We start from the raw sequence: 13,332 nt of genomic DNA, 5'->3' as shown, positions 1-13,332 counted from the left end.
ATTTGCCCAAGGCCGATTCCGGCACAACTGACCTCTGCTCTACCGCCGGAATCGCTATTGGGTAGAAGCAAAGAATTTGAAATCTGGGAAAAATGGGAAACTAGAAATGAAAAAGTCGCAGCTTGCGGCTGCGACTTTGAGCTGAATTACTTACGCAGACCCAGCTTGGCAATCACATTGCGGTAGCTGTCTACGTTAGTGCGTTTGAGGTAGTCCAGCAAACGACGACGACGAGAAACCATTTTCAACAGACCACGACGTGAGTGATGGTCTTTTTTGTGCTCTTTGAAGTGAGGCGTCAGATCGTTGATGCGTGCAGTCAACAATGCGATTTGAACTTCAGAAGAACCGGTATCGCCAGCTGCGTGTTGGAATTCTTTAACGATTTCAGCTTTCTGTGTAACAGTTACAGACATTTTACTACTCCATAAACGGCGGCTAATGATTAGCCACCAAGACAAGCCAGACTGAGCATAACCCCAGTAAAGCTCCATTAACCGGCTTCAGGCCAAATCAACCCGTCGCCAGCAGACGTTTGGATCGCAGCACGCCATCAGCGCCCACTTCACCCAAACCGATAAACCGTGCATTATCCTGATTTTCAAGGTCAGCGTAAAGTTTAACTTCGCCATTCACACCGCCTTTCAAGTCACGAACCGGCACGCCATTACGAATCAGATCGGCCTGGGCGAAACTTAATTCGACAGACGGCAGATTACTCAGCAAAGACTCTTCCGGAAGCAGCAGTTGGTCACGAGCCTCCAACTCCAGAGCAATGAAATCATCCAGTGAAATAGCATCTTCGAGCTTGAAACCGCCAGTTAAAGTACGACGTAAACCAGTCAGGTATCCGCCGCAACCCAAAGCTGCACCTAAGTCCTGAGCCAATACCCTGATATACGTTCCTTTCGAGCAACGCACATCAATCACCAAATCGGGTGCCTGATACGAAATCAGCTCGATGCCGTAAATCGTAATCGGCCGAGCTTTACGCTCGAGCTCGATTCCGGCGCGTGCATATTCATACATCGGTTTGCCAGCGACTTTCAGCGCCGAATACATCGGCGGGGTTTGGAGAATCGGACCGATAAATTTTGCAATCGCAGCCCGAACGTCGTCAATCGACTCGGGCGCCGTGCCGGTGACGGTAATTTCGCCTTCGGCGTCCAGTGTCGTCGATGTTTCACCAAAGCGCACATGCGCGCGATACGCTTTATCAGCATCGAGCATGCGCTGGGCAAATTTGGTTGCCTCGCCAAAACACAAAGGCAGCAAACCGGTGGCATACGGATCGAGCACACCGGTATGCCCGCCTTTTTCGGCCTGAAATAGCCAGCGGCATTTGTTCAGCGCCGAGGTGCTACTCATACCAAACGGCTTATCGAGCAGCAGCACGCCGTTGAGTTTACGCTTCGCCATCGTCGTCTTGAGCTTTAGGCAGCGCGTTGGCTTCTTTGATTTTCTGTGCCAGATTCATGCCATATTCGATTGACACATCGTATTCAAAATGCAGTTCGGGCATTTTGTAGAGTGAAATTCCGCGCGAAATCTGTGCCCGTAAAAAGCCCTTGGCACGTAGCAGCAGCGCAGCAATGTCTTCACGCAAAGCTTCGTCCCCCATAAAGGTGTAGAAAATTTTGGCGTGTGAATAATCGCGCGTGACTTCAACGTCGGTAATCGTGATCAGCGACGCTTGCGGATGATCGAGCTCGGTACGAATCACCTGAGCCAGATCACGCTGGATTTGCTGCGCCACTCGATCAGCGCGGGTAAATTGTTTATTGGCCATGGTTTTCTGTGAGGAGTAAGGCGCGAGGAGTGAGGTGAATACCCAGCGCCAAGTTTGTAGAAAGCAAAAAGCGCAAGCACTGATCCAAGATCCGGCTTGCGCTATTGTGTCGGGATGAGAACACCTCACGCCTCATCCCTGACACCACACATCATTACAGCGTACGTGCCACTTCGATGACTTCGAAGATTTCCAACTGGTCGCCCACTTGCAGATCGTTGTAATTTTTCACTTGCAAACCACACTCGAAACCGGCCTTCACTTCTTTCGCCTCATCTTTAAAGCGCTTCAGATTTTCCAGCTCGCCCGTGTGAATTACGGTGTTATTACGCAGCAAGCGGATACCTGCAGCACGTTTCACCAAGCCTTCCATGACCAGACAACCGGCAATCGTACCGACTTTCGATACGGTAAACACTTGACGAACTTCGACCATACCAATGATCTGTTCGCGACGCTCCGGTGCCAACATGCCTGACAGAGCCGCCTTCACTTCGTCAACCGCATCGTAAATGATGTTGTAGTAACGAATATCGACACCGTCAGCCTCGGCCAGCTTACGAGCAGCCGCATCGGCACGAACGTTAAAGCCGATCACCACCGCTTTCGATGCCAGAGCCAAGTTCACATCCGACTCGGAAATGCCACCGACCGCACTGTGCAGGATTTGCACGCGTACTTCGCTGGTCGAGAGTTTTTGCAAACTTTGCGCCAAAGCCTCGCTTGAACCCTGTACGTCGGCCTTGATGATGATAGGCAGGTTTTGTACCTCGCCTTCGGCCATCTGCGCAAACATGTTTTCCAGTTTTGATGCTTGCTGGCGAGCAAATTTCACATCGCGGAACTTGCCTTGACGGAACAAGGCAATTTCACGGGCTTTTTTCTCGTCAGCCAGAACCATTGCGTCTTCACCGGCGGCCGGAACTTCCGACAAGCCCAGGATTTCAACCGGAATCGACGGCCCCGCTTCGTTAATCTGTTTACCATTTTCATCCAGCATTGCACGAATACGGCCATAAACCTGACCTGCCAATACCGTATCGCCTTTGCGCAGCGTACCCGATTGAACCAGCATCGAAGCAACAGGACCACGACCTTTATCCAGGCGAGCCTCGATCACGATCCCTTTGGCAGGACCATCAACCGGTGCAGTCAACTCAAGCACTTCAGCCTGAAGCAAGATTGCATCGAGTAATTCGTCGATTCCGAGGCCCTTTTTCGCTGAAACAGGAATAAATTGCGTGTCGCCGCCCCATTCTTCAGGAACCACTTCCTGCGCAACCAGTTCTTGCTGGATGCGCTCCAGATTGGCTTCAGGCTTATCGATCTTGTTCACGGCAACGACAATCGGCACACCGGCGGCTTTCGCATGGTGAATCGCTTCGATCGTTTGTGGCATCACACCATCATCGGCAGCAACAACCAGCACCACGATATCCGTCAATTTGGCACCACGGGCACGCATTGCAGTAAACGCTTCGTGACCCGGTGTATCGAGGAAAGTAATCATCCCCTTGCCGGTTTCAACGTGATAAGCACCGATATGCTGGGTAATACCACCCGCCTCACCTGCAGCAACTTTGGCACGACGAATGTAATCCAGCAGCGAGGTCTTACCGTGGTCGACGTGACCCATCACGGTCACGACAGGTGCACGGGAAACCTGATCATGCTCGGCTTTCTCTTCATCACCCAGATAGGTTTCCGGATCATCCAGCTTGGCAGCTTTAGGAATATGGCCCATTTCTTCCACGACAATCATCGCAGTTTCCTGGTCCAGCACCTGATTAATGGTCACCATCATGCCCATTTTCATCAGCGCTTTAACCACTTCAACGCCTTTGACTGCCATTTTGTGCGCCAAATCGGCAACAGAAATGGTTTCTGGTACATCAACTTCGTGCGTTACTTTCTCAGTTGGTGTCTGGAAGGCGTGAGCATTGTCTTGCTGGGCATTATTCTGTTTTTTGCCACCTTTTTTGCTCTTCCAGTCATTACCCGTATCACCGCCACGCGTTTTGATGCCTTTCTTATTACGGCCATCATTCCAGCCGCCTTTTTCATCTTTCTTTGGCGCGTTTGGTTTTTTGTCTGCCGGTTTGGCCGCTGCTGGTGCAGGAGCCGCTTTTTCCGGTGCTTGCATTGGCGTATCTTTCGGACGACGGAAATCAACTCGTGCACCGATGCGCGGACGATCAGCTTCATGACCAGGCTTCACATGCGGCTTCACCGCAGGTTTTGGAGCAGGTGCTGGCGCAGCAGTTTCCACTGGCTGAGTGACAACTTCAGATTTAACTTCAACAATTGCTTCAGTCACAACTTGAGTGGCAACGACTTCGGCAACTGGCTCAGCTGCCTTGACTTCGCGGTGCTGTTTCGCACGCATTTCGGCAGCTTGGCGCTCAGCCAATTCATTCTGCCGCTTTGCTTGCGCTTCACGAGCCTGGCGTTCGGCTTCGTCAATGACCGGCGCAGCAGGTGCTGCGGCAGCAACAGACGCAGCCGGTGTAGGTACAGCCGCAGCAATGGTTTCAGGCGCCACTACACGTTTCTTGCGCACTTCAACTTGAATGGTTTTCGCCTTGCCCGTTGCATCCGTTTTACGGATTTCGGTAGTTTCTTTGCGTGCAATCGTGATTTTTGGCTTATCACCTGCTTGACCATGCTTTTGTTTCAAATGATCCAGCAGACGCGATTTATCTTCGGCGGTCAGTGTATCTTCAGCAGTGCGTTTTTCAACGCCAGCCGCACGTAATTGCTCGATCAGCTCTTGCGTCGGCATTTTTAATTCAGCAGCAAATTGGCTGACTTTGGGTTCACTCATAGATTACTCTCCCGCGCCTTAAGCGAACCAATGTTCGCGCGCTTTCATGATTAATTGTTTGGCAGCTTCTGCATCGATACCGGTCATTTCGGTTAATTCATCGACAGCCAGTTCTGCCAAATCATCACGGGTATGTATATCGTTCTCAGCCAATACCGCAGCCAGGTCTGACGTCATACCTTCCAGCGTTTTCAGGTCTTCCGACTGGTGTTCCAGTTTTTCTTCGCGCACGATGGCTTGCGTGAGCAAGGCATCGCGAGCGCGGGAACGCAGCTCGTTTACGGTTTCTTCATCAAACGCTTCAATTTCCAACATCTCATTCAAAGGCACGTACGCAACTTCTTCTAGCGTATTAAAGCCTTCCTGAACCAGCACATTGGCAACATCTTCATCAATATCGAGCGACTGCATAAACAGCGCACGAACTTTATTAAATTCTTCTTCGTGTTTCTGCTCGGCCTGATCAACCGTCATGATGTTCAGTTTCCAACCGGTCAATTCGGCGGCCAACTTCACATTCTGACCGCCACGGCCAATCGCCATCGCCAGATTGTCTTCGTCAACGACGACATCCATGCTGTGATTGTCTTCGTCAACAATGATCGAATTGACTTCGGCAGGCGACAAGGCATTAATCGCAAATTGAGCCGCATCGGTTGACCACAGCACGATATCAACGCGCTCGCCAGCCAGCTCATTACTCACGGCATTGACGCGGGTACCACGAACACCGATACAGGTACCTTGCGGGTCAACGCGCTGATCGTTCGACTTCACTGCGATCTTGGCGCGCATGCCAGGGTCGCGAGCAACGCCTTTAAGTTCGATCAAATTGTTTTCGATTTCCGGCACTTCCATTTCAAACAGTTTGGCCATGAAATCAGGTGCGATACGGCTCAGCACCAGCTGCGGACCACGTCCCATACGATCAATACGCAACAGGAACGCTTTCACGCGGTCACCCACACGCAGATTTTCTTTCGGGATCATCTGGTCACGTGGCAGCACGGCTTCGAGCTTACCCATTTCGATAATGGCATTGCCACGTTCGATGCGTTTGATTGTGCCGGAAATAATGTGCTCACGACGCTGCAGGAAGTCGTTCAGATTCTGCTCACGTTCAGCATCGCGAATTTTTTGCAAAATCACCTGCTTGGCAGCTTGCGCACCGATACGGCCAAACTCGATTGGTTCGAGCTCAACTTCCCACACATCGCCCACTTTCAAATCCGCACTGTAATCGGGTGCATCAGTGATTGCGATCTGGCGTGATGGCTCTTCGTGGTCGTTATCTTCAACCACGTCCCAGACACGGAAGCTGCGGTGTTCGCCGGTAACACGATCAATCGAAACGCGAATTTCCACTTCTTCTTCGTAACGTTTTTTGGTTGCAGAAGCCAGCGCCATTTCCAGCGCAGTGAAAACCACATCCTTAGCCACATTTTTTTCGTGTGCAAGTGCTTCTACCAGCACCAGAATTTCACGATTCATTGATATTTTCCTCCGGCGTCATGCCATGCCAAATAGTCAGGTAAATTGCTTGGGGTATTTAAAACGTCGGTTCAATGCGTACACGATCTACTTGTGACAAAGGCAGGTTCAATACCTCACCATTCACGTCGACCACCACACACTCGTTGATCAGGCCTTTGAGCTGACCAACCACGTTGCGACGGCGATCAGGTAGCGGCAAACGCAGCTTTACTTTCACCATCTGGCCAGCAAATCGCTCAAAATCAGCTGGCTTCTTAATCAAACGATCCAATCCGGGCGACGACACTTCCAGCCGGTCATAGGGAATCTCTTCAACCATGAACAGCCGCGTCAAGTGATTGCTCACAGCGACACAGTCATCAATCGTGACGCCACCTTCCTTGTCGATAAAAATGCGCATCAAGCCATTGCCGCCCAGCTCGAAATCGACCAGCTCGTACCCTAAACCCGGCAGGGTATTGTCCAATACAGATTGTAAATTAACCGCCATAACTTCTTTTTGAGCTCCACAAACAAAAAATGGGCTGCAATACCTGCGCCCATTTGTAAGCACTCCCGCGGTGATCGACATTTCTAATTATGAAATACCAGCTCACCAAGAGATTTTCGGCGATTCTAACAGAAACTTCCCGCTGGCGAAACACCGCGCAGAGGGATCAGATATTTAAACCTGTTGAATTCAATCTCCGCTTCACTCAACATTACACCATGACAGGAGATTTACGCATGCAAGCCGGCAAACCCCAACAACACCATCAAAAAGCCTGGCTGGCCAGCTATCCGCCGGGAGTGCCCGAGCAAATCGATCTGGACGAATTCGATTCTATTCCTGATGTCATCGCACAAAGCGTCAAAAAATATCCCGACCGTGCCGCCTTTATCAATATGGGCAAGGCGATCAGCTACCGCGAGCTGGACGACTACGCCAGCCATTTTGCAGCCTACCTGCAGCATGAACTTCAATTGCCCGCAGGTTCGCGCGTGGCGATCATGCTGCCCAATCTATTGCAATACCCGATCGCTATTTTCGGTATTCTGCGCGCAGGTTTCGTGGTTGTGAATGTCAATCCACTCTATATGCCGCGCGAGCTGGAACACCAGCTCAAAGACTCCGGCGCCAACACCATTGTTATTTTGGCCAATTTCGCCCACACGCTGGAAAAAGTCATCGGAAAAACAGCCATTAAAAACGTCATTGTCTGCGAAATCGGCGATATGCTCGATTTTCCCAAACGGCTGCTCGTCAATGCCGCAGTGCGCTATATCAAAAAAATGGTTCCCAAATATACCCTAGCTGGGCATATTCATTTTAACGAAACCCTGACTAATGGACAGAGACATACCCCCAAGGCAGTCAAAATCACTCATGACGATCTGGCCTTTTTGCAATACACCGGCGGCACCACCGGAATCGCCAAGGGCGCGATGCTCAGCCACGGCAATATCGTCGCCAATATGCAGCAAGCACACGCCTGGATTGCGCCAAAAGTCAGCGAAGGCCAGGAGCTGATCGTCACCGCGCTGCCGCTGTACCATATCTTCTCACTGACGGCCAATTGCATGGTTTTCAGCAAGATCGGTGCCAGCAATTTACTGATCACCAACCCGCGCGATATTGCAGGTTTAATCAAAACCATCTCAGCCTATCCGGTGACGTGCATTACCGGCGTCAACACACTGTTTAATGCCCTGCTCAATCACCCCGATTTTGCCAAGCTCGATTTTTCACGCTGGAAAATCGCGCTGGGCGGCGGCATGGCGGTTCAGCACGCTGTTGCGGAACGCTGGAAACAAGTCACAGGCCTCACACTGATCGAAGCTTACGGCTTGACCGAAACCTCGCCCGCCGCCGTCATCAATCCGATGAACCTGCCCAGCTATAACGGCATGATCGGCCTGCCCATTTCGCAAACCGAAGTGCAAATCCGTGACGACAACGGTCACGTTTTGCCCGCCGGTCAGGCTGGTGAACTATTCATCCGCGGTCCACAAGTCATGCAGGGCTACTGGCAACGGCCGGAAGAAACGCGCGCCGTACTCGGCGAAGATGGCTTTCTCGCCACGGGTGACATTGCCATCATGCAATGCAGTGGCTACATCCAGCTGGTTGACCGCAAAAAAGACCTGATTCTGGTTTCAGGATTTAATGTTTACCCGAACGAAGTCGAAGCCGTGATCGCCGAACTTGACGGCGTACTTGAAGTCGCCTGCATCGGCATTAAGGACGAAAAAACCGGTGAAACGGTCAAAGTCATCATTGTCAAAAAAGACCCTGAGCTGACACAAGAGACCGTTTTGCAACATTGCCGCGCGCACTTAACCAATTACAAACTCCCGCGCGTGGTAGAGTTTCGCGATAGCCTGCCCAAATCGAATGTAGGAAAAATTCTGCGCCGTGAATTACGCGATTGATCCGACCAAGACAATCCCGGACTTTGCATGAATTCAGGCAGCCGGACAGAACAAGAAATCAGGAGAACCCCAATGAACCTCATGCCCTTTTTCAAACTGATGGCCGAACGTAGCGCATCCGATTTGTTTTTAGCGGCCAACTCGCCGATCGTGATCAAAATTTCAGGCCTCTGCCACCCGGTCAACAATCAGGTTCTTAACGCCGAACACGTCAAACAACTCGCCTATCAGCTGATGGGGCCAGAACGCGTGGCCATATTCGAGCGCGACCTGGAAATGAATATGGCTTACCCGGTTCCCGAGCTGGGCAATTTCCGGATTAATGTATTTAAAAGCCGTGGCACAGTGGCGCTGGTTGCCCGTTATATCAAACCCAAGGCCGACACATTGGAACAGCTGGGCATGCCGGAAATCCTCAAGGAACTGGTCATGGAAAAGCGCGGCATTATTCTGCTCGTTGGCGCCACCGGATCGGGCAAATCATCGACCGTTTCGGCCATGCTCGAACACCGCAACGAAAACCACAGTGGCCATATTCTGACGCTGGAAGACCCGATTGAATTCATTTACACGCACAAAAAATCGCTGGTCAACCAGCGCGAAATCGGCACCGACACCCACAGCTACCATGACGCGCTACGCAACGCGATGCGCGAAGCGCCCAATGTCCTGATGCTCGGCGAAATCCGCGATCAGGAAACGATGACTTATGCGATGCAATATGCACAAGCAGGCCATTTGTGCATTTCGACGCTGCACGCCAATAACAGCTATCACTCGCTCAGCCGGATCGTCAATTTTTACCCGCAGGAAGCGCGCGAATCGCTGCTCTACGATATGTCGACCTCGCTCAAAGCCATCGTTTCACAACGACTGGTTCGCAGTAAAACCGGCAAACTCAAACCCGCCGTTGAAATCATGATCAACACCAACCGCGTCGCCGAACTGATCCGCACTGGCGAGCTAACTGAAATCAAGGACGCAATGGAACAGACGCTGGCCGAAGGCTCGCAAACTTTCGAGCAATCGCTCTATCGCATGTACCGCAATGGCGAAATCGACCTCGACGAAGCATTGCGCAACGCCGACTCGGCGACCAACCTCTCGTGGATGGTCAATAACGCGCAAACCATTGACGAGCAGGAAGCGAGCAAAGACGCCAAAGCGCAGCAACAGGCCGAAGAAGACATCAGCTTTGACATGCCTTTGCATTAAGGGGCGTGAGGCGATCAGTCTTGTAATGTTTAAGTCGTAGGAGCGGGCTTGCCCGCGAACGGCAAGGCTTCGCGGGCAAGCCCGCCTCCACGAAATTCAAATTTCTGAAGGCCGGATCAATATCTCGCAGCATTGTATTTTGAGTGAGTGATTAGAATATGAAATTATTTGGCATCCCCAACTGCGACACCGTCAAAAAAGCCCGTGTCTGGCTTACTGAAAATGGCTTCGATTACGAATGGCATGACTTCAAAAAACAAGGTCTGAGCGCCGAGCAAGTTCAGCAATGGATAGACGCCATCGGCTGGGAAGTGCTGATCAATAAACAGGGAACGACCTGGCGCAAACTCGATGAGACGACCAAAGCCAGTGTCGTCGACGCCGACAGCGCGATTGCGGTAATGATTGCCAATCCTTCAGTCATCAAGCGCCCGGTGCTGGTCACGAAGAAGCAAACGCAAGTCGGATTCAAGCCCGACATGTATGAAACAATTATGGAAAACACTAGGCTCTGTTGACGTTTGGTTTACGGTCGCGCTGGCGCGATTTTTGTGACGAATCAAGGCATTGGCTGCGAGGCATAGTCATTCTATGTGAGCAGGCAATAACGCCGAGTCGTCACAAAAAGCGCCCAGCCCGGAGGGTTTGGCTGTTTTTGGCCTGACACTGCGTTGCAAAACCTTCACATAGAATGACTATGCATCAGGCTTTGCGCCTTGTTTCAGGCCAAAACCAGCACAAACGCGACTCGCAAACCAAACGTCAACAGAGCCTAGGTAGTGTCGTCTGGTTTGCGGATAGATCCAGCAAACATCCACAGACCAGACATATTTCACCACCTCACTATTGCGGCATGATGCGACGACTCCACATGCTGCAATCATATCGGGCACAGCAAGTTCCAAGCTACGGCACTTACCAGCTCACCACCGCAAACCGTGCCACCAAAAAATCCAGCAAGGTCCGCACCGCGGGTGATAAATGTCGCCGTGATGGGTAGAGCGCGTAAATCGTCATCGCAGGGACTTGCCATTCGGGCAGGACGATTTGTAATTCGCCGCGCGCGAGATAGGCGTTGGCGAGGTAGGTCGGTTGCAGCGCGATGCCGCCCCCGGCGAGCGCGGCGTTCAATAGGATGGTTGCTTCGTTGGCGCTAAAGCGACTGGTGACGGCGATATCGACTTTTTCTGTACCGCGAGTGAGCGACCAAATACTGCGGCCAAAATTGGCATGACTAAGACACCTATGGTGGGTAATTGCCTCGGGCTTTTGTGGAATGCCGTGTTCAGCCAGATACCCCGGCGATGCAATTAGGACTGAGTCACACACAGCCAGTGGGCGGGCGATCAGTGCCGGATCGGGCGCGCTGCTAATACGGATCGCCAGATCGATACGTGCTTCGACCAAATTGACCGCGCTGTCGCCGACGTTCAGGTCGATTTTGAGCTGCGGGTGCAGCGCCAAAAATTCGCTGATCGCGCCAGCCAAATGCGCGTGGCCGAAGGACATGCTGGTTGTGAGTCGCAATTGGCCGCGCAACTCGCCGTCGTGGCTAATCGTTTCTTCTTCGATATTTTCCATCAGAGCGAGCATTTGCTGGCTGCGCCGCAGGCAATTTTCGCCAGCGTCGGTCAGCGTGACGCGCCGTGTCGTGCGTTGTAGCAAGCGCGCCTCCAGCCACAGCTCTAGCTCGCCGACGTAGCGCGTGACCATTGCGCGCGACATATCGAGTTTATCGGCCGTGGCGCTAAAGCTGCCGCTGGCGGCTACTTCGCAAAATACTTTCATCGCGGTCAATCTATCCATCGCCATCTTGCCTCGCCATTTGATCGGATATTGCAACAATAATGCGCAGTTTAGCGTATTTATCTGCGCATTTCATGCAACTAAACTGGCGTCAGTTCAATTTGATCCGTCAACAAAGACAAGGAAAAACACCATGATTCGCACCACACTGATCGCAGCAAGCTTGGCACTCACTTTCGGCACGGCGCAGGCTGAGAGCGCATTGCAAATGAAGGTGTATAACGCCGACGCCAATAGTTTTCACGCCAATTCAACGCTGATTTTCGGAGAAAAAGAAGCCATCGTCGTCGATGCGGGGTTTACTCGCGCCGATGCGCTGCGTATTGCGGCGAATGTACTTGATAGTGGCAAGCAATTGACGACGATTTTCGTTAGCCAAGCCGACCCCGATTATTATTTCGGCGTCGCGACGTTGAAAGACATCTTCCCGAACGCGAAAGTGCTCGCCACGCTTGCGGTCTTGGCCAAAATCAGCGCCAAAGTCGATGCTAAAATCGCTTTCTGGGGTCCAAAAATGGGCGCGAATGCGCCAAGCAAAGCCGTTCTGCCGCAAGCTTTGCAAGGCGATAGCTTGAGCATTGACGGCGAGAAAATCGAAATTCGCGGTAGCAGCGGCAAGCTGGCGCACCGACCGTATGTGTGGATTCCGTCGCTGCGGGCCATTGTCGGCAATATCGGCGTATTTGGTGGCCTGCACGTCTGGACCGCTGACACGCAAGACGCCGCCGAGCGCGCCGCATGGCTCGCCCAGCTCGACGAAATGGCCGCGCTGAAACCGGCTGTCGTCGTTCCCGGCCATATGCAGGCAGGAACGAAACTCGACGCGAGTAGCATTGCCTATACCAGAACGTATTTGCAAAGCTTTGAAAAAAATCTGGCGGCGACAAAAAACGGCGCTGAGTTGATTGGGGAAATGCAGCAAGCCTACCCGGATGCGGGTCTCGGTATCGCGCTCGACATCGGCGCGAAAGTAAATAAAGGTGAAATGAAATGGTAAACACAAGCATGAAAGCGAAGCTGCATTATGTATTCGACCCGCTGTGCGGCTGGTGCTACGCCGCAGCGCCGCTGATCCACGCCGCAGCGCAATTGCCTGAGCTAAAAATCGAGCTGCACGCCGGCGGCATGATGAGCGGCGACGCGCGCCAAAATGTGACGCCCACGCTGCGCAACTATGTGATGCCGCACGACCAACGCATCGCGCAACTCACCGGCCAGCCCTTTGGTGATGCGTATTTCAATGGCTTGCTGCTCGACACCAGCGCGGTGTTTGATTCAACGCCACCGACGCTGGCGATTCTGGCCGCGCAAGCGCTAGGCTTTGACGGCTTGGCGCTACTGGTGAAAATCCAGCTGGCGCATTATGCGCAAGGCCAACGTATTTCCGATGGCGCAGTTTTGCTAGCCTTGGCGAACGAAATCGGAATCGATAGTGCGGCATTTAGCGCGGCAATGCGCGAACAAGTGAGTCAAGTCGACGTACATTTTGCGCAAACACGTAGCCTGATGCAGCGCTACGGCTTGCGCGGCTTTCCATCGCTGCTGCTCGAACGCGACGGCCAAATGCAGCAAATCGATCTCTCACCCTTCCTCGGCCAACCCGACGCTTTTTTGCAATGGCTGCAAAACCAAGGCATCACGCCAGCCACGACAAGCCGCGCCGCATTTTGCACGCCGGATGGGTGTGAGGTTTAAAGCAATTTAAAGGCTGCGATCAAACAAAAAAGCCATTCGAAAGAATGGCTTTTTTGTGAATGATATTGAGCTAATTCAAATGCTTCCGCTGAACTAT

The 13,332-nt window shown here is 52.3% G+C and carries 12 protein-coding genes; 5 read left to right on the top strand and 7 right to left on the bottom strand.

Translation table 11 applies throughout. The features are described from left to right. Positions 1 to 146: 146 nt before the first annotated feature. The 6 genes from rpsO to rimP form a co-directional block, all read right to left on the bottom strand. A complete protein-coding gene (gene rpsO / locus ACG2XO_RS11755; protein WP_410498176.1) occupies positions 147 to 416 on the bottom strand; it encodes a 30S ribosomal protein S15 in 270 nt (89 codons plus the stop codon). 97 nt (positions 417 to 513) lie between these two features. Beyond that, positions 514 to 1,419 carry a tRNA pseudouridine(55) synthase TruB gene (gene truB, locus ACG2XO_RS11750; protein WP_410498175.1) on the bottom strand — a complete coding sequence of 302 codons (906 nt, stop codon included), beginning with the start codon at positions 1,417 to 1,419 and terminating at the stop codon, positions 514 to 516. Beyond that, positions 1,406 to 1,789, bottom strand: coding sequence for a 30S ribosome-binding factor RbfA (rbfA, locus tag ACG2XO_RS11745; protein ID WP_410498174.1), 384 nt, complete (start codon positions 1,787 to 1,789; stop codon positions 1,406 to 1,408). The genes truB and rbfA overlap by 14 nt, the downstream gene beginning before the upstream one ends. A gap of 154 nt (positions 1,790 to 1,943) precedes the next feature. Further along, a complete protein-coding gene (infB, locus tag ACG2XO_RS11740; RefSeq protein WP_410498173.1) occupies positions 1,944 to 4,613 on the bottom strand; it encodes a translation initiation factor IF-2 in 2,670 nt (889 codons plus the stop codon). Between the two features lie 18 nt (positions 4,614 to 4,631). Then, a complete protein-coding gene (gene nusA, locus ACG2XO_RS11735; protein ID WP_410498172.1) occupies positions 4,632 to 6,104 on the bottom strand; it encodes a transcription termination factor NusA in 1,473 nt (490 codons plus the stop codon). 58 nt (positions 6,105 to 6,162) lie between these two features. Then, positions 6,163 to 6,597: a ribosome maturation factor RimP gene (rimP, locus tag ACG2XO_RS11730; protein ID WP_410498171.1), complete on the bottom strand. Its 435-nt coding sequence runs from the start codon at positions 6,595 to 6,597 to the stop codon at positions 6,163 to 6,165. Positions 6,598 to 6,833: 236 nt separating this feature from the next. On the opposite strand from rimP, the gene ACG2XO_RS11725 reads away from it, so the two are divergent. The 3 genes from ACG2XO_RS11725 to ACG2XO_RS11715 all read left to right on the top strand — a co-directional run bounded on the left by ACG2XO_RS11725 (position 6,834) and on the right by ACG2XO_RS11715 (position 10,252). Next, positions 6,834 to 8,519: an AMP-binding protein gene (locus ACG2XO_RS11725; RefSeq protein ID WP_410498170.1), complete on the top strand. Its 1,686-nt coding sequence runs from the start codon at positions 6,834 to 6,836 to the stop codon at positions 8,517 to 8,519. A gap of 72 nt (positions 8,520 to 8,591) precedes the next feature. Continuing rightward, positions 8,592 to 9,734, top strand: a complete 1,143-nt coding sequence (locus tag ACG2XO_RS11720) for a PilT/PilU family type 4a pilus ATPase (protein WP_410498169.1) — start codon at positions 8,592 to 8,594, stop codon at positions 9,732 to 9,734. A 158-nt stretch (positions 9,735 to 9,892) separates the two neighbouring features. Then, the gene (locus ACG2XO_RS11715) at positions 9,893 to 10,252 is read left to right on the top strand and encodes an ArsC family reductase (protein ID WP_410498168.1); all 360 of its coding nucleotides are present in this window, start codon (positions 9,893 to 9,895) and stop codon (positions 10,250 to 10,252) included. A 397-nt stretch (positions 10,253 to 10,649) separates the two neighbouring features. On the opposite strand, the gene ACG2XO_RS11710 is transcribed toward ACG2XO_RS11715, so the two are convergent. Beyond that, positions 10,650 to 11,540, bottom strand: coding sequence for a LysR family transcriptional regulator (locus ACG2XO_RS11710; protein ID WP_410498167.1), 891 nt, complete (start codon positions 11,538 to 11,540; stop codon positions 10,650 to 10,652). Between the two features lie 133 nt (positions 11,541 to 11,673). On the opposite strand from ACG2XO_RS11710, the gene ACG2XO_RS11705 reads away from it, so the two are divergent. Both ACG2XO_RS11705 and ACG2XO_RS11700 read left to right on the top strand, forming a co-directional pair. Further along, positions 11,674 to 12,537 carry an MBL fold metallo-hydrolase gene (locus tag ACG2XO_RS11705; protein ID WP_410498166.1) on the top strand — a complete coding sequence of 288 codons (864 nt, stop codon included), beginning with the start codon at positions 11,674 to 11,676 and terminating at the stop codon, positions 12,535 to 12,537. Between the two features lie 8 nt (positions 12,538 to 12,545). After that, on the top strand, positions 12,546 to 13,235 hold the full coding sequence (locus ACG2XO_RS11700) for a DsbA family protein (RefSeq protein WP_410498165.1): 690 nt from the start codon (positions 12,546 to 12,548) through the stop codon (positions 13,233 to 13,235). Positions 13,236 to 13,332: the final 97 nt, after the last annotated feature.

The sequence above is a fragment of the Chitinibacter sp. S2-10 genome (genome assembly GCF_046530675.1).
Taxonomy (GTDB): Bacteria; Pseudomonadota; Gammaproteobacteria; order Burkholderiales; family Chitinibacteraceae; genus Chitinibacter.
The sequence above is the reverse complement of the archived record's forward strand: the minus strand, read 5'-3'. Positions and strand labels throughout refer to the sequence as shown.